A 17,246-nucleotide genomic window follows, 5' to 3' on the forward strand; every position below is an offset into this window, starting at 1 on the left:
TCAGGTCCTCTCGGGGGTGCGGGTCAGGAAGACGCGGTGCCCCAGGCGGGTCAGCGGGTGTCCGGCGGCGGGCAGCACGGGTTCGACGTGCAGGCCCGCGCCGGTGAGCACGGCCAGCCACTGGTCAAGGGACAGGAACGTGGCGCCGGTCTCGGCGCGCGCGTCCTTGGCCTGGGCCATCAGGAACCCTTGGGAGGTCATCACCCAGTGCTCCTCGGCGGTGGGTTCGGTGAGCACCAGCCAGCCGCCGGGCACCAGCAGTTCGGTGAGCCACCGCACCGAGGTGTCGGTGTCGGCGGCGGCGTTGAGCACCCCGCCCGCGAGGACCACGTCGAACTGGCCGGGCGCCATGCCCTGGGCCGAAGGGGCGGTGTCGATGTCGTACCGGCCGTAGCGGATTCCGTCGCCGAACTGGGTGCGGGCCTGTTCCAGGAAGTAGCGGGAGACGTCGGTGAACAGGTAGTCGACGTCCTGGCCGTGCAGGGCGGGCAGGACGGCCTCGGTGGTGCCGCCGGTGCCCGCGCCGACCTCCAGCACCCGCAATCGGCCCGGGGCGGACCCGGCCACGGCACGCAGCAGTCCGGCGACCGCGGCCCGCTGGTAGCGCGCGGTGACGCTTTCCCGGTACAGCGCGGCGGCGACCTCGGTGCGGCCCTCCGGGAACAGCAGGTGCACGGCCTGTTCGGTGCCGCACAACAGTTCGGGCAGCAGTTCGGCGCTGCGCCGCACGTAGGCCACGGTGTGTGCGGAGCCGAGGGTGGCCGCCCACGCGGCGGCGTGGCGGTCCCAGTCGGCGGTGAGGTCGGCACCGGCGTCCACTGTGGACGAGTAGTGGCCGTTGTCCAGTGCCAGCAGGCCTTCCCGGGTGAGCACGGCCAGCCAGCGCCGGACCAGGGAGTGGAACTCGGGCAGCACGTTGGCGTTGTCCAGGATCTGGGCCTCGGTGTGCGCTGAGCCGGCGGTGAGGCTGCCGGTGCGGTGCAGGGCGGCGAGCATGGCGCGCAGGCAGAGCGCGCTCACCGCGTCGGAGACCTCGGCCGCGGCCGTGACATCCAGGTCGGTCACGGCACTTTCCGCTTCGGCTTCGGCGGCCGCGACCGGGTCCACCGCCGGGGTTGCCGGGTGCACCACGTGCACCTCGGGACCGAGGTCGGCCAGTGCCTCCGGGTGGCGGACCTCGCCAACGCAGACCACCCGGGCCAGGTCGGCCAGGTCGGTCAGGTCGGCCGCGGGATCGGCGGCGAGGGCGTCGGCCAGTGTGCCGGGCAGGACGGCGGTGCGGGCGCCACTGCGTTCCAGGAAGGCCAGCACCACGGCGGGCCGGGTGTCCTCGGGTCCGATGAGGACGGTGCCGCCCGCCGCGCGCACCGCTTGCGCGGCAACGCCGTTGGGCAGCAGCACCGCGGTGCGTGCCGGGTCCGGTCCGAGGGCACGCAGCAGGTCGTCGATCTCGTTGGCCCGGGGTGCGGCCACGGCGTGGAAGAGCCGTTGCCCGCCGGGGATGTCCGGCTGGGTCACGGTCGCCGGGATGAATCCGGCCGCGATCAGTTCCTCCCGCCAGTGCTCGGCGGGCGGGAAGAGTTCCGCGCCGCGCCGGTCGCCGCTGCCCGGGGCGGGATCGCCGTCCTGGGCGGAGAGCAGGAAGTGCATGGAGGTCAGCACCGCGTGGTTGTCCCTGGTGCAGTCGGTGAAGACCAGGGTGCCGCCGGGGGCCAGCACCTCGCGCAGTTCGCGCAGGGTGCAGGCGAGGTCGACGGCGTTGTGCAGCACGTTGCCCGCCACCACCACGTCCGCGCTGCCCGGGGCGAAACCCTGTGCGGCGAGGTCGCGGTTGAGGTCGAGGCGGGCGGTGCGCACGTCGAGGCGTCCGGCCGCGGCCACGGTGAACAGGGTGGACCGGTCGGTGAACAGGTAGTCCACCTCGACTCCGGCCAGTGCGGCGAGCACGGCCTCGGTGGTGCCCGCCGCGCCGCCGCCGACCTCGAGTACCCGCAACGGTTCCGGGCCGGCGGCCGCGCGGACCAGGTCGGCGCAGGCGGTGTTGAGCGCCTTGGTGGCGTGGTTGTCCTGGTAGGCGGCCAGCGCGGCGAGGTGGTCGCCGTCGGCGAAGAGCAGGTCCTGCACCGCGATCTCACCGCGCAGCAGCTGGGGCAGCGAGGCGAGCGCGGCGCAGTGGAAGGCCGCCATCCGTTGCGGGAAGCCGAGTTGGGCGTAGGCGGCGTCGAGTCCGTCGGTACGTGCCGAGGCTGCGGGCACGCAGCGCAGCCGGTCGCCGTCGGCGGTCAGCAGACCGGCGCCGGTGAGGGCGACCAGCCAGCGGTCGAACAGCCCGCGGTGCCGGGGCGCCACCCGCAGGGTCGCGGCGAGTTCGGCGGCGGTACCTTCGCCCGCGCCCGCGACGATCTCGGCCATGGCGGCCAGCCCGATGTCCTCCAGGCGCCGCATGGCTTCCGGGCCGGTCACAGTTCGCCCTCCTCGTCGGTGTCGATGCTGTGCACCGCACCCACCACGGCCGGGCCGCCGGGGGCGGTCAGTTCGGCCACCACGGCGACCGGGTCCAGCACGTCGGTGGCGTAGTGCCGTCCGGGCGGGACCTCGCCCCTGGCCACCGCGCGGGCGGCGAAGGCGGCGACCGCGCCGGTGATCGGTGCGTTGCCGGGGCCGCGCAGCACCGAGGACAGTTCGGCTGGCTTGCCGTCCTTGACGCCCTCGGCGCGGACCGCCAGCACCGCCAGTGGATTACGTCCGGCCAGGTCGAGCAGACTGGTGCGGCACAACGCCTCGATGGCCTCGGCCCGGTCCAGCGCGTGCACCCGGTCGAACACGCTGAGCACGTGCGTGCCGGAGAGCACGGTGTGCCAGTCGCCGCGCTGCAGGCCGAGGGATTCGGCCAGGCGCACGGATTCGGTGGTGAGCTGGGGCAGTGCGGTGATCTCCCCGGCCACGAACGGCAGCCGGATGTCGTCCCGCCGGGTGAGCGCGCCGAGCTGGATCCCGTTGCGCCAGGCGGCCCGCGAGGTGCTCAGTCCGTCCGCGACGGCCTGGAGGTACTCGTCGGCGGCGACCGCGGTGAACCGGTCGATGAGTCCGAAGTAGACGGTCAACCCGGTGACCTCGTCCAGCCCGGCCGCGATGGCGCGGGGGAAGATCGAGGTCAGGCCGGGCTGGACACCGGCGGAGAGCACCGCGGCCCGCCCGGCCGCGGTGAACCTGTCGTTGTCCAGCCGGGCGTGCAGGGAGTCGTCGCCCGCGGCGTCCACGTAGTCCGCCCCGGCCCGCAGTGCCGCCTCGGCGAGCACGTCGCCGACGGCGTGTGAGGGTCCGGCGCAGTTGAGCAGCACCCGGCAGCCGTCCGCGAACTCCGCCGCGGAGGCCGGGTCGCGGAAGTCGACCCGGCGACACTCGACCGACCCGTCCAACTGGGTGGCGAACTCGTTGGCAGCGGCCAGATTTCGGCCACCGAGGCGCAGTTCCATCCCCGCTCGGTGCAGGGCTCTGGTGGCGTGGCCGCCGACGTCGCCGTAGGCGCCGACGATGCCGATCAGCCCGCTCACGCGTCCGCCTCCGCGACCAGGCGCCAGCCGCTGCCGCGCCGGCGGCGGTTCCAGAACTCGGCGTAGCGGCCGCCGGCGGCCAGCAGGTCGGCGTGCCTGCCCGACTCGGCCACCCGGCCGCCGTCGAGCACCAGGATCTGGTCGGCGGCCACCACGGTGGGCAGCTGGTGCGCGATGACCAGCAGGGTGGACCGGCTCATCAGGGTGTGCAGGGCGTTCTGCACGTGCCGCTCGTTCGCTGGGTCCAGCGCGGCGGTGGCCTCGTCCAGCAGCACGATCGGCGCGTCCTTGAGCACCGCGCGCGCCACCGACACCCGCTGCCGCTCGCCGCCGGACAGCGACGCGCCGCCCTCGCCGACCCGGGTGGCCCAGCCTTCCGGCAGCCGCTCGACGATCTCGTCCACTCCGGCGATCCGCGCGGCCTCGCGCAGTTCCTCCTCGGTGGCGCCGGGGCGGCCGATCCGGATGTTGGCCTCCAGGGTGTCGTCGAAGAGGTAGACGTCCTGCATGACCAGGGAGACCTGGGCCATCAGGTCCTCTGTGGACAGTTCGCGGACGTCGACGCCGCCGACCTTCACGGTGCCCTGGTTGGCGTCGAAGAAGCGCATCACCAGGCGGGTCAGTGTGGTCTTGCCGGAGCCGGAGGCGCCGACCACGGCGGTCATGGTGCGCGGCGGGATGGTCAGCGACAGGCCGTCCAGCACCGGGGTGCCCTCGCGGTAGCCGAAGGTGACGTCGGTGAACTCGATCTCGCCGGGCTTGGTGACCGGCTTGGGATCGGCGGGTACCGGCAGCGGCGGCTCGTTGAGCACCGAGGCGAGGCGGGACAGGTCGTTTGCGGCCATCCGCAGCATGCCGCTGCGCCCGGCGACCTCAGTGAGCGGGCCGACGAACCGGGCGGACAGCGCGAGCAGCACCACCAGGGTCACCGGGTCGATGGCGGCGTTGAGCACCAGCACCACACCGACCACCACGAGCAGCACGAAGGACAGCTGCACGGCCAGGCCACCGGCGAGCAGCTTGGGCATGGTCTGCCGCAACATGTTCCCGCCCGCGCGGCCCCGGTTCTCGATGGCTTCTTCCAGCGGGCGGTAGCCCTCGGTGCCACGGCCGAAGGCACGCAACGTCTTCTGCGTGCGGGCGAACTCGACCACCCGGCTGGCGGCGAGCGCGTCCGCGCCGTCGCGCTCTTCCTCGGTACGGCTGATCGCGCCGGCCGACCAGCGGTGGATGGTCCACACCACCGGCGCGCTGAGTGCGATCACCAGGCCGAGTCGCCAGTCCAGCACCAGCACGGCGAGGCCGACGGTGGCCGGGGTGATGATGCCGCTGACCACCGGGGTGAGCATGTGCGCGAAGACGTTGGTGACCATGAAGGTGCCGCTGGTGGCGCTGCGGGAGAGCCTGCCGACCTTCTCACTGCTGAACCAACCCAGCGGTAGGGTCGCGATGTGGTCGCCGAGCCGCTCATGCAGGGTTTCCAGGGTGGTCAGGGCCAGGCCGAAGCCCTTCATGGCCTGCTGGTAGCGGGCCACGCAGGTGAGCAGCACGGCCCCGGCGAGCACACCCAGCCAGCGCAGTGCGCCGTCGGTGTCGCCGTCGAGCAGTGCACGCAGTGCGGGCACCAGCGCCACCATGGCGAGGCCTTCCAGCACGGCGTAACCGACCAGCCAGCACAGGTAGGCGCGCAGCGCGCCCCGGTGCCGCTCGCCGAGGACGGTGGCGAGGTGGCGGATCATCGGGTGGCTCCTTCGGGGTTCTGCACGGCGGCCCACATGCGGGCGTAGCGGCCGTCCAGGGCGAGCAGTTCGGAGTGGGTGCCGCGTTCGGCCACCCGGCCTTCGTGGAGCACGACGATCTGGTCCACGCCGGTGATGGTGGCCAGCCGGTGCGCGATGACCAGCACGGTGCGGCCCCTGGCCAGCACGGACAGCGCGTCCTGGATGTCGGCCTCGGATTCGGCGTCGGCGTGCGCGGTGGCCTCGTCCAGCACCAGCACCGGGGTGTCGGCGAGCAGTGCGCGGGCGATGGCCACCCGCTGGGCCTCGCCGCCGGAGAACACCGCGTCCTCGCCGACCACCGAGTCATAACCCCTTGGCAGGGCGGTGATCCGGTCGTGGATGCGGGCGGCGGTTGCGGCCTCGACCAGTTCGGCCTCACTCGCGCGGGGTCGGCCCAGCCGGAGGTTGTCCGCGACGCTGCCGTGCAGCAGCTGCACGTCCTGCAACACAAAACCGACCGTTCGGTAGAGATCGGCGGGCAGCAGGTTCCGCACGTCCACGCCGCCGATGCGCACCGAACCGCCGGTCACGTCGTAGAAGCGCGGCACCAGGGTGGCCAGGGTGGACTTGCCCGCACCGGAGGCGCCGACCAGCGCGGTCACCGTGCCCGCCGGGCAGTGCAGGTCCACTGTGGACAGAACAGGGGTGTTCTCGGTGTAGCCGAAGGTGACCGCGTCGAACTCGACGTCGTGCCCGGTGGGCTGCTCCGGGTTCGTGGTGACCGGCAGTGCGGGGGTGGCCAGCAGCGCGGTGAGGCGTTCGGCCGCGGCCACCGCCTTGCGCTGGGCGGTGAAGCCCTGGTTGAGGGTGAGCAGGGTGGAGGGGATGACCACCGCGACCAGCACCTCGGCCAGCGCGTCCACCGGGTGCACCCAGCCCTGCGCGGTGAACCAGATCCCGCCCGCGAGGCCGACCAGTGCGACTACTGGCACGGCAAGGGCCATCGAGGTCAGCGCCTCCAGCCGCAGCACCGGGCGCACCCAGCCCGCGTAGCGCTGGGCGAACTCGCCGACCGCGCCGCGATATCCGGCGTGCGCGCGTCCGGCCTGGCCGAAGGTCTTGACCACGGCGATGCCGTGCACGAACTCCACGATCGCCGAGGACACCTTGGCGAAGCCGGAGTCCATCTGCCGCATCTTGTCCGCGAAGCCGCGCATCATGAAGCTGTAGGCCACGATGTAGACCGGCAGGGTGGCCAGTGCGAGCAGGCCGAGTCGCCAGTCCAGCCAGAACAGGTAACCCAGCCCGCCCACCGGCAGCGCGATCGCGCCGGCCAGTTCGACGTCGTGGTGGGCGATGAGGTGGTGCAGGTCGTCGATGTCGTCCTGGGCGGCCTTGCGCACCGCGCCGGAGTTCGTGTCGGTGTACCAGCCCAGCTCGACCTGGCCGAGCCGCGCCACCAGCTTGCGGCGCAGTCCGGCCTGTAGGCGCCCGTCGGCGATGTGGGTGACCCACAGTGCCGCGCCGGTGCAGCTCCAGCCGAGGATGACGCCGGCGCCGATGAGCACCGCGGCGGTGATGATGGCGCTCTCGTTGAGCGGCCCCGGCGTGAGCAGGGTGCGGGCGAGTTCGGCGATGCCGATGAACGGCAGCAGCGTGGTGAGCGCGCCGAGTGCGCCCAGGGCCACGCCCAGCCTGGTGAGCCCGATGACCGGGGCGCGCAACTCGCGCAACGCGGTCGGGGTGGAGCCGCTCATGCCGGGATCTCCTGATCGGTGTTGATGGTGGCGCGCAGGGCGGCCGCCAGGTGCTCGGCGACCCCGCCGACGTGGGGTGGTTCGATGACGCTGAAGTGGTTGCCCGGCACGTCGTGCACGGTGAACTCGCCCAGGCAGGTGTTGGCCCAGAACGGTTCCGCGAGGTGTCCGACCCCGGCGGTGATGCCGAAGGACTGGGCCTGTTCGGCGCGCAGGAAGGTCAGGTCACCGGCGTAGGGCTCGGGGTCGAACCGGGCGGCGATCACGCTGTGCCGGGTGACCCGGAACAACGCGGGGATCAGTTCCGGCGCGACCGGGATGCCCGCGCCCTCGGCGCAGGCCGCCGCGTACCCGGCGAGCCGTTCCTCCTGCGGCACTTCGGCTCTGGCGCGGGCGGCCGCGGCCACCGCCTCCAGGCCGGGGTCGCCGGTCAGCTCGGCGAGTTCACCGGCGTCGATCCGGTTTCCGTTGCGGGCCATGAGCATCGACACCGCGCGGCCCAGGTCGTCGGCGTCGACTCCCGGGCCGAACACGGCGGCGACCGGGTCCAGGTCCAGGTTCGGCACGAAGATCGACTCGAAGGCCAGTTCCTCGTCGGTGTCCAGCATCATCGGGATGCTGTCGACCAGGGCGAGGTTGACCACGTCCAGTCCGCGTTCCAGCAGCCGCCGGGCCACCTCGACCGCGAACAGGCCGCCCAGGCAGTAGCCGACGAGCTGGAACCGGGTGTGGCCCTCCTCGACCAGGCGCTGGGCGTAGCCGTCGGCGACCGCGGCGACCAGATCCCTTGGCGCGGTGGCGCAGTAGACCTCGGTGTCGGCGACCGCGATGCCCAGCACCGGGCCGAGTTCTTGTGCGGCAAGGGCTTTGCCCAGGTGCTGGAAGTAGTCCATGGTGCCCAGCGCGGCGTGGAAGAGCACCCGCACCGGGCCGTCCGCGCCGCCGCCGAAGGGCACCAGCAGCGCGTTGCCGGAGCCGGGACGGGCTGCCGCGGCGGGCAGTTCGGCCGGGGTGCGGCCCGCGGTGGTGCGCAGCAGGTGCAGCAGGGCGGCGATGCGGGGTTCGTTGAGCAGGGCGCGCAGCAGTGTGTCGTAGGGGAGTGCGCCCGCCTCGGCGACCTGCTCGCGCAGTTTGCCCGCGACCCTGGCCATGATCAGCGAGTCCGCGCCGCGTTCGTAGAGGTTGTCCTCGCGGCCGAGCCTGGTCACACCCAGCGCATCGGCCCACAGCGCGGTGACGGTGGCTTCCAGCTCGTCGGCCGGGGCCTCGGACTCACCGGTGCCGTCGTCGGCGACCGCCTGGATCCGCCAGTTGGCCAGCGCGCCCCGGTCGATCTTGCCGTTGGCGGTGACCGGCAGTGCGTCCACCAGCTGGAGCTGACCGGGCACCATGTGCGCGGGCACCCGCTCGGCCAGGTGGGCCAGCAGTTCCGGCGCGGTGACCGAGCTGCGGTCGGTCTTCACCCTGGCGGCGAGGAGGTGCATGCCGTGCGCGGCGAAGGGGTGGTCCTGTTCGGGCAGGCACAGCACCTCCTCGGCGCCGACCTCGGCGAGCAGTTCGCGCCAGTGCGCCAGGTCGTGCACGGGGGTGGTGCCCTCGGGGGTGGGCAGCATCATGAAGCCCTGGGTGAGCAGCAGGTGCGGTAGTTCGGCGGTGGGTTCGGTGAGCACCAGCCAGCCGCCGGGGGCGAGCAGTTCCACCGCCCGGCGCAGGGCGGCGCGCACGTCCCTGGTGCTGCTGAGCACGCCCGCGCAGAGCAGCACGTCCACCGAGTTGGGCTGCTGGCCCTGGGCGCGCAGGTCGCCGTCCAGGTCGAACAGTGCCAACCGGGCGGTCGGGTACTGCGCGCGGGCGGCGCCGAGGAAGAACGGGGTGAGGTCGGTGAACTGGTAGTCCACCTCGTATCCGGCCAGCAGCGGCAGCACCACCGAGGTGGTGGCGCCGGTGCCCGCACCCGCCTCCAGCACGCGTACCGACCGACCGGTCGGGTGGGCCGCGGCGATCCGGCGCAGCACCGCGCCGACGCCGTGGTTGAGGTAGCGGGTGATCGAGTAGTCCCGGTACACCGCCAGCGCCCGCGCGGTGTCCCCGGCGGGGAAGAGCAGCTCGAACGGGCTCTGCGTGCCGGTCAGCAGCTCGGGCAGGCAGCGCAGGTGTTCCAGGTGGTAGCCCAGGAACTCCTCGGTCCACAGCCCGGCGTCGACGCCTGCGCGGACCCGGTGCCAGGCGGCGTCGAGGTCCTCGGTGGTGTCCACCGCGTAGTAGCGGTCGCCGTCCACAGCCAGCAAACCGTGTTCCCGCAACAGTTCCAGCCAGCGGCGGACCAGCCAGGCGTGCTGTTCGGCGACCCCGGTGGCGGCCAGCACCTCGGCCCTGGTGTGCCCGCCCTCGGCGAACAGCCCGGCCCCGGTGAACGCGGCAAGCATGGACAGCAGCGCGGCCCGGTGCAGTGCGTGCACGTGCCCGGCCACCGTCTCGGCGGTCAGCTCGCCTACCTGTCGGTCGGCGAAGCGGTGCACGGCGGTGCGCAGCCGCTGGTCGTCGGGTTCGGTGGCGGCGGTGGTGTGCGCGGGTTCGGCGAAGGCCAGCAGCACCCGGTCGGCGGCGGTGTCCCCGGCCAGCACGGCGGCGGCCGCGCCGACCGCGGGGTGGGCCAGCAGTCCGGCCTCCACCTCGCCGAGTTCGACCCGGTGGCCGCGTAGTTTGACCTGGTTGTCCCGGCGGCCGAGGAATTCGATTTCCCCGCCGGGCAGATAGCGGCCGAGGTCGCCGGTCCAGTACAGCCGCTGGCCGTCGGTCGGGTGCGGGAAGAACTTCGCCGCGCTCAGCTCGGGATCGCCGTTGTAGCCAAGGGCGAGGCCGTCGCCGGTGATGTGCAGTTCACCGACCGTCCACACCGGACAGTCCCGGAACTGCTGGTCGAGCACCCGGAAACCCTGGTTGCGCAAGGGCTTTCCGTAGGGGATGGACGGCAGGGCCGGGTCGACCTCGGTGATGTCGTGGTGGATGGACCAGATGGCCGCCTCGGTGGCCCCGCCGAGGGACACCGGGTGCAGGGCCGGGGCGAACCGGAGGATCTGCGCGGGCAGGGTGACCGGGATCCAGTCGCCGGAGAGCAGCGCCAGGCGCAGGGTGAGCAGTTCGGTGGGGCTGCTTTCCAGGTAGTTGGCCAGCATCTGCAGTTGCGCGGGCACCGAGTTCCACAGGGTGACGCCGTGGTCGGCGACGAGTTCGGCCCAGTGCGAGGGGTCGGCGCGGCGGTCGGGGTCGGGCAGCACCAGGGTCGCGCCGACGGCCAGGGGGCCGAACAGGTCGTAGACGGAGAGGTCGAAGCCGAGCTGGGCCAGGCCGAGCACGCGGTCGGTGGCGGTCACCCGGTAGCGCTCGTTGATGTCCCGCACGGTGTTCAGCGCCGCGCGGTGGGTCATCAGCACGCCCTTGGGGGTGCCGGTGGAGCCGGAGGTGTAGATCAGGTAGGCCAGCGCGTCCGGGTCACCAGCGGGCACCTCGGGCCGGGACTCGGCCGGGGCCAGTTCGTCGACGTTGGTGCGGTGGACTTCGGCTGGCCATTCGGTGTCGAGCCAGGACTGGGTGAGCACTTGCCGCACGCCGGCGTCGGCGAGCATGCGGTCGCGGCGCAGCCGGGGCTGGGTGGTGTCCACCGGCACGTAGGCGGCCCCGCCGAGCAGTACGCCGAGGGTGGCGACCACCTGGTCGGCGCCCTTGTCCATGACCACGGCCACCCGGTCCGCGCCGGTACATCGGACCGCCTCGGCGACCGCGGCGGCCCGGCGGACGAGTTCGTCGTAGGTGAGCGTGCCGGTGAGGGTGCGCACGGCGATGGCGTCGGGGGTGCGGTCGGCCTGGGCGAAGACCTCGGCGTGCAGCAGGGCGTCCGGCAGCGGCCCGGCGGTGTTGTTGACCTCGGCGCGTTCCCGCTGCTGCCAGGCGGGCAGCGGCAGGTCGCGGCCGCTGGTCCACGCTTCGGCGTCTACCGCCAGGTCGGTGAGCAGGGTGCTGAAGGCGGCGAACATGTCCTCGACCAGCCCGGCCGGGAACACGCCCGCACGCACGTCCCAGTCCACCACCAGTTCGCCGTCGCCGTCGTTGGCCTGGCAGTCGAGCAGCACCTGCGGGGTCTGGGTGATGCCCTCGCCGAGGGTGCGCCCGCTGCCGGTGGTGTCGGCCGGTCCGACGCCGATGCCGCTGGTGAACACCACCGGCATCAGCGCGGCCGCCCGCCCACGGCGGCGGGTGAGTTCACGGAGCACCTCGACGCCGGTGAACAGCCGGTGCTCCAGGTCGGCGAACAAACGCGCGCCGATCTCACCCGCCCAGTCGGCGAATCCGCGTCCGCCGCGGGGTTCCACGGACAGGAGGCTGACCGAGGTGAAGTCGCCTACCAAGCGGTCGGTTTGCGGGTGCAGTGGCAGGCGGCCGAGCAGGGTGAGGTTGAGGCTGAACCGGGAGCGGGCGCTCCAGCGTTCCAGGACCGCGGCGTAGGCGGTGAGCACCGCGTTGGCCGGGGTGATCTCCCGGACGCGGGCCTGCTCACGCAGCCGGTCCCACTGGACGGCGGGCAGGCGGAAGCGGTGCCGTTCGAAGCGGCCGGGGCCCTGTGGCGCGGGGCCGATGGGCAGTTCGGGGGCGAGGGGCAGGTCGTCGACCCTGGCGTGCCAGTAGTCCTGGTCGCGCTGGTAGCGGCTGGTCTGGCGCAGGCCGCGTTCGGCGAGCAGGTAGTCCCGGAAGGTCAGTTCCAGCGGCGGCAGCGCGTCGCCGAGCATGAGCGCGTCGATCTCGTCCAGCAGCACGGTCGCGCTGCCCCAGTCGGCGATCAGCGAATCGAGGGAGATGTGCAGGACGTCGCCGTCGTCGGTGCGGGTCAGGCGCAGCTCGAACAGCGGCCAGGCGGTGGTGTCGTGCCGGTGGTGCCCGAGTTCCTCCCGCACCGCGGCCAGGTGCGTTTCCGCGTCCCGGCCGCGCAGGTCGGTCACCGGCACCCGGTAGTGGTCCACAGTGGACAGAACCTGCTGGTAGCCGTCGGCCAGGATGATCGCGCGCAGCATGTCGTGCCTGCCGATGAGCTGGTTCCACACCCGCTCGAACCTGGCCGGGTCCAGTAGCGGGTAGCGCACCTCGAGGTAGCCGTGGCAGGCCACGCCGCCGTACTCGAAGGATTCCTGCCGCCCCAACAGGTACGCGGTCTGCACGTCGGTCAGCGGGAACGGCTCGTGCCGCGCCCCGGGATCGGCCACCACCGATCCGGCCTGCGCTTCGGCGGACAGCAGGTCGAGGACCTCGTCCCGGTGCGCGCGCAGCCGGGCCCGGTGGTCCTCGGTGAGCAGTCCGGGCGCCGCGCGGAAGCGGATGCGGCCCTGGGCGGTCCACAACTCCACGCCCAGTGCCTGCAACTCGGAAATGATCTCGGGCGCTGTCATGCCTGTGCTACTCCTCGGGTGTCGTGCGGGGAGATCGGGGTGAGCAGGCGGGCGACCGCGGTCGCCGGATCGTCCTGCCCTGGGAAGAGATGTGCTGCCGACCCGGTGGTGGCCACGCGGCCGCCGTGCAGGACCACAACCTGGTCCGCGGTGACGGCCACGTGCGGGTCGTGGGTGATCAGGACGACGGCGAGGCCGAGCCGTGCGCGCACGTCGGCGAGCACGGCCAGGACCTCCTCCTGCGCACTGGTGTCCAGGGCCGAGGTGGCCTCGTCGCAGAGCAGCACCTCGGGTCCGGCGGCCAGCGCGCGGGCCAGTGCGACCCGTTGCCGTTGCCCGCCGGAGAGTTCGCCGGGCAACCGGTCGGCGAACTCCCCGGGCAGGCGCACCAGTTCCAGCAACCGGCGCACGTCTGCCTCGGTCGTGGTGGTGCGGCGCAGGGTGCTGGTCGGTCGGGACAGTGCGGTGCGCACGGTCTGGTAGGGGTGCAGGGCGTCGGCCGGGTTCTGCGCGACCAGGCCGAGTGCGGCCCGCTGGGCGAGGTTCCGCTTGCGGACGTCCGGGGCGAGCAGGGTGTCGCCGAGCCGGATCTGGCCGTCGCCCTGCGGGTGCAGGCCGGTGATCCGGCGGGCCAGGGTGCTCTTGCCCGCGCCGGAGGCGCCGAGCACCACCAGCAACTGTCCGGAGTGGACGGTGAGGTCGACCCCGGCGAGCACGGTCCGTTTGCCGTGCCGGGCGGAAAGTCCGCGCACGGTCAGCACTTCCCGGCCCGACTCACCCGTGCCGCGCTGCCCGGCGGTGCGGATCGGGCGGTCCAGTGGGCGGCCGTCGCGCACCACCTTGCCCCGCTCCAGTTCCAGCACCCGGTTGGTCAGCGCGGCCACCGTGCCGTGGTCGTGGCTGATCCACACCAGGCCGGTGCCGGACGCCCGGACCCGGGCCAGCTCGGCCAGGACCTCTTGGGTGGCAAGGACATCCAGTGCGGTGGTCGGTTCGTCCAGCACGAGCAGTGCGGGCCGTCCGGCCAGTGCGGCGGCCAGTGCGACGCGTTGCTGCTGGCCACCGGAAAGCTGGTGCGGGTAGCGGCGAGCGAGGTCGGCGGGCAGTCCCACCCCGGCCAGCAACTCCGGCACCGCACCGCGACCGCGGGCCGCGGTGCGCAGGATCGAACCAACCCTGGCATAGGGATTCAGCGAGCCGCCGGGGTCCTGCCCGAGATAACCGAGTACCCGCCCGGCCACGCCGGGGGCGCGGCGGGGCAGCATGTCGTGGCCGTCCACCAGCACCCGGCCGCCGAGGTGGCGCACGCCGGGCCGCAGGTGCCCGAACAGCGCGAGCGCCAGGGTGGTCTTGCCGCTGCCGGAGGGGCCGACGATCCCGACCGACTCACCACGGCCCAGCTCCACCGACACGCCGTCGAGCAGTCGCTGATCGCCCGCGCCGAGCGCGAGGTCTTCCAGTCGTACCAAGGGTTTCACGCCAGCACCGCCTTGGCGCGGGCGCCGACGCCGTCGGCGACCAGGGTGGCCGAGACCGCGAGCAGCGCGATGGCCAGTGCCGGGGCCAGCAGTGCCCACGGTTGCAGGGCCACCCCGGGCAGCGCCTCCACCACGAGCAGTCCCCAGTCACTGCCGGTGCCGCTGATGCCGAGGAATCCGGCCGCGGCCACCAGGTACACCGAGAGCACGAACCGCAAACCCAGGTCCGCCAACAAAGTTCCGGCCACCAGGGGCAGCACCTCGCGGGTGAGCAGCCAGCCAATGCCCTCGCCACGCAGCACGGCGGCCTCCACGTGGCCGCGGTGGCGCACCTGGTCGGCGGTGGCCCTGGCCACCCGCGCGGACAGCGGCGCGCTGACCAGCACCACCGCCAGCACCAGTCCGGCCCGGCTGGGCAGCGCGGTGAGCACGAGCAGGAGCAGCAGCACCGGCGGCACCGCGGCGAGCACGTCCAGCAGCCGGAACAGGGTGGCGTTCACCCAGCGCAGCAACGCCGACAGCAACCCGGTCAGCGCGCCCAGCCCGGTGCCCGCGACCGCGGCCAGCAGACTGGTCAGCAACAGCGGTCTGCCACCGGCGAGCAGCCGGGAGAGCACATCGCGGCCCAGGTGATCGGTGCCCAGCAGGCGTCCGGGGCCAGGCGGCGCGTAGGGCGGGCCGACCGGTGCGGTCACGCTGTGCGGGGCCAGTTCCGGGCCGAGGAGCACGAGCACGATCACCGCGCCCAGCAACAGGAATCCGGCCCGCCTCATCCGGTCACCGCCGTGCGCAGGCGCGGGGTGAGCAGCACCGCGGCCAGATCGGCCAGCACCAGCGCGAGCAGCATCCCGCCGCCCAGCACCACGACCAGGGCCTGCACCACCGGCAGGTCGCCGGAGCGGACCGAGGTGACCAGCAGTTCGCCCACACCCGGATAGCCGAAGACCTGTTCCACCAGCACCGCCCCGCCGACGAAGCCGCTGGCGCTGATCAGCCAGACCTGCACGGCCACCGGCAGCACCGAGGGCACCACCGCGCGCAGGGCGATGGTCAGCGGGGGAGTGCCGTTGAGGGTCAGGAACTCCACCTGCGGGGAGCGCAGGGTGGCCACCGCGCAGGCCCGGATAACCCGCACCGCGTAGGCCAGGCCGACCAGCAGCAGGCTCAGCACCGGCAGCACCAGCACCGCGGGCTGGGCCAGCGGACTGACCCCGGCCGGTACGAAGGACAGCGCGGGCAGCCAGCCCAGCCCGGTCGCGAACACCACGACCAGCGCACCGGCCACCACGAATTCGGGCAGGGACACCAGGGTCAGCGCGGCCGAGGAGACGATCCGGTCGGTGGCCCGGCCCCGGTGCCAGGCGGCGAGCACGCCGAAGAACACCGACAGCGGGGCCAGCAGCAGCACCGCGAGCACGGCCAGCAGCAGCGAGTTGCCGATCCGGTCGGAGAGCACCTCGGTGACCGGCCGGTGGTTCGCCGCGTGGCCGAGATCGCCGTGCAGCAGTCCCCAGGCCCACTCGGTGTAGCGGGTGAGCACCGGCCGGTCCAGGCCGAGGTGGTCGCGGATCTCGGCGATCCGCGCCGGGGAGGTGTTCGGGCCGAGCCGGGCGGTCACCGGGTCACCCGGCAGCAGGTCCACACCCACGTACACCACCACGGTCAGCAGCACGAGCAGTCCGCCACTGAGCGCGGTGCGGCGCAGCACCAGGGCCAGTCCAGGGTTCACGCGAGACCGGCCTTGCCCAGGTAGGGGTACTTGGCCTCGTCCCGGACCTGCACGCCGGCCACGGTCTTGCGGGCCACGCTGAGCACGTCGGCCTGGCCCCACACCACGGTGTTGCCGCGCTCGGCCATCACCTTCTGCACCTGCGCCCATGCCTGCGCGCGCACCGTGTCGTCGGTGGCGCCGAGCGCGCGCTGGAAGGCCGCGGTGAACTCCGGGTCGGCCAGCCCGAGCGAGGGGAACGCGCCGAGTCGCCCGTAGGTGACCGCGAGCGGGGACGGGCCGATGGAGAAGGTCACGCTGTTGGCCTCGGCGAGCGCGGCCGGTTCGAAGAACTCCTGCAGGCCGACCAGCTGCACCCGGGCGTCCAGGCCGATTTCCTTGAGCTGCTCGGCGAAGAGCTGGGTGGAGGCGTTGTAGCCCAGCACGTATTCGGCCGAGCGCAGGGTCACCACCGCGCCCTCCGCACCCGCCTCCTTGATCAGCTTGCGGGCCGCGTCCACATCGCGGGGCAGCGGCGGCAGGTCGCTGTAGTGCCGGGCGCCCTTGCCGAACAGGTCGTTGCCGGGTGCGCCGTAGCCGAGCAGCACGGTGTCCACCAGTGCTTGACGGTTGACCGCGAGCCGGGCCGCGCGGCGCACGCGGGGGTCGTCGAAGGGCTTGCGGGTGGTGTTGAGCACGAAGGCGAAGCCGACCCGGTTGGCCTCGCCCGCGGTGCGGATCTCCAGATCCCCGCCGGGCACACCGGTTTTGGCGGTGGCGACCGGGACGTCGCCCGCGTAGTCGGCTTGGCCGGAGGTCACCGCGCGCACCGCGGTCTGCGGATCGCTCAGGCTCAGCAGCAGGATCTCGTCGGCGGGGGCCTGGCCGTCCCAGTGGCCGTCGAAGCGGACGAGCCTGGTCTGCCTGCCCGCCTCGAAGGAGTCCACCCGGTACGGTCCGGTGCCGATCGCCTTGCCCGCGCTGAAGTCCTTGGCCCCGTCCTTGACGATCTTGGCCGGGATCGCGGCCAGCAACTGGGCCGGATCGCCGACCGGGGTCAGCGTCGGCACCACGACGGTCTTGGCGTCGGTGGCGCTGGCCTTGGCCACGTCCAGGTAGGGCGCGAGCTGGCTGGGGAAGGGCCGGTCGGGGGAGCACATGTAGCGCAGGCTGTAGACCACGTCCTGCGCGGTGAATGGCGAACCGTCGTGCCAGCGCACGTTCTCCCGCAGCCGCAACGTGAACGACTTGGCGTCCTTGGCGACCTCCACCGCGGTGGCCAGCGAGGGCACGGAATCACTGCCGCGCAACACGAACAGCGAGTCGTAGACGACGTCGTTGCGCACGAAGTCCACCGGTGTGCCCCCGGCGTAGGGGTCCAGGCTCTCCGCCGGGCCGCCGCCGAAGACCGCCCGCAGCGCGCCACCCTTGCGCGGCGTGGCCTGGTTGCCACCGGCGAGGGGCACGCCGCCGGGGGCGGGCGCGCCGCCGCACGCGGCGAGGACGGGGCCGGTGGCCAGGACGAGCGCGATCCCCCGGAACAGGTCACGGCGGTTCAGCGGCATCGAGGATCTCCTTGGGGGATGGTGG

General features: G+C 73.0%; 9 protein-coding genes. All 9 read right to left on the minus strand.

All coding sequences use genetic code 11. The features are described from left to right. From HNR67_RS21875 to HNR67_RS21915, 9 genes are read right to left on the minus strand one after another with little or no spacing between them, the layout of a single operon-like run. Positions 1-2,463 (minus strand): methyltransferase, encoded by a 2,463-nt coding sequence (locus HNR67_RS21875; RefSeq protein ID WP_185004107.1) that lies wholly within the window; start codon positions 2,461-2,463, stop codon positions 1-3. Continuing rightward, complete coding sequence (locus HNR67_RS21880; RefSeq protein WP_185004108.1) at positions 2,460-3,554, minus strand: saccharopine dehydrogenase NADP-binding domain-containing protein; 1,095 nt, start codon at positions 3,552-3,554, stop codon at positions 2,460-2,462. The genes HNR67_RS21875 and HNR67_RS21880 overlap by 4 nt, the downstream gene beginning before the upstream one ends. After that, the gene (locus HNR67_RS21885) at positions 3,551-5,293 is read right to left on the minus strand and encodes an ABC transporter ATP-binding protein (protein ID WP_185004109.1); all 1,743 of its coding nucleotides are present in this window, start codon (positions 5,291-5,293) and stop codon (positions 3,551-3,553) included. Before HNR67_RS21885 ends, HNR67_RS21880 begins: the two co-directional genes overlap by 4 nt. Next, positions 5,290-7,032 carry an ABC transporter ATP-binding protein gene (locus tag HNR67_RS21890; RefSeq protein WP_185004110.1) on the minus strand — a complete coding sequence of 581 codons (1,743 nt, stop codon included), beginning with the start codon at positions 7,030-7,032 and terminating at the stop codon, positions 5,290-5,292. Before HNR67_RS21890 ends, HNR67_RS21885 begins: the two co-directional genes overlap by 4 nt. After that, the gene (locus HNR67_RS21895) at positions 7,029-12,470 is read right to left on the minus strand and encodes an amino acid adenylation domain-containing protein (RefSeq protein WP_185004111.1); all 5,442 of its coding nucleotides are present in this window, start codon (positions 12,468-12,470) and stop codon (positions 7,029-7,031) included. Before HNR67_RS21895 ends, HNR67_RS21890 begins: the two co-directional genes overlap by 4 nt. After that, entirely contained in the window at positions 12,467-13,948 is a 1,482-nt protein-coding gene (locus HNR67_RS21900; protein ID WP_185004112.1) for an ABC transporter ATP-binding protein, read from the minus strand. Before HNR67_RS21900 ends, HNR67_RS21895 begins: the two co-directional genes overlap by 4 nt. After that, positions 13,945-14,721 (minus strand): ABC transporter permease, encoded by a 777-nt coding sequence (locus HNR67_RS21905; RefSeq protein ID WP_185004113.1) that lies wholly within the window; start codon positions 14,719-14,721, stop codon positions 13,945-13,947. The genes HNR67_RS21900 and HNR67_RS21905 overlap by 4 nt, the downstream gene beginning before the upstream one ends. Continuing rightward, positions 14,718-15,677 carry an ABC transporter permease gene (locus tag HNR67_RS21910; protein ID WP_312987799.1) on the minus strand — a complete coding sequence of 320 codons (960 nt, stop codon included), beginning with the start codon at positions 15,675-15,677 and terminating at the stop codon, positions 14,718-14,720. The genes HNR67_RS21905 and HNR67_RS21910 overlap by 4 nt, the downstream gene beginning before the upstream one ends. After that, entirely contained in the window at positions 15,674-17,221 is a 1,548-nt protein-coding gene (locus HNR67_RS21915) for an ABC transporter substrate-binding protein (protein ID WP_185004114.1), read from the minus strand. The genes HNR67_RS21910 and HNR67_RS21915 overlap by 4 nt, the downstream gene beginning before the upstream one ends. Positions 17,222-17,246: the final 25 nt, after the last annotated feature.

This window comes from Crossiella cryophila (assembly GCF_014204915.1).
GTDB lineage: Bacteria > Actinomycetota > Actinomycetes > Mycobacteriales > Pseudonocardiaceae > Crossiella > Crossiella cryophila.

Excerpts from the sequence above, each read along its gene's own strand:
- HNR67_RS21885 (WP_185004109.1), bottom strand. The coding sequence starts at position 5,293 with ATGATCCGCCACCTCGCCACCGTCCTCGGCGAGCGGCACCGGGGCGCG.
- HNR67_RS21890 (WP_185004110.1), bottom strand. The coding sequence starts at position 7,032 with ATGAGCGGCTCCACCCCGACCGCGTTGCGCGAGTTGCGCGCCCCGGTC.
- HNR67_RS21895 (WP_185004111.1), bottom strand. The coding sequence starts at position 12,470 with ATGACAGCGCCCGAGATCATTTCCGAGTTGCAGGCACTGGGCGTGGAG.
- HNR67_RS21905 (WP_185004113.1), bottom strand. The coding sequence starts at position 14,721 with ATGAGGCGGGCCGGATTCCTGTTGCTGGGCGCGGTGATCGTGCTCGTG.
- HNR67_RS21915 (WP_185004114.1), bottom strand. The coding sequence starts at position 17,221 with ATGCCGCTGAACCGCCGTGACCTGTTCCGGGGGATCGCGCTCGTCCTG.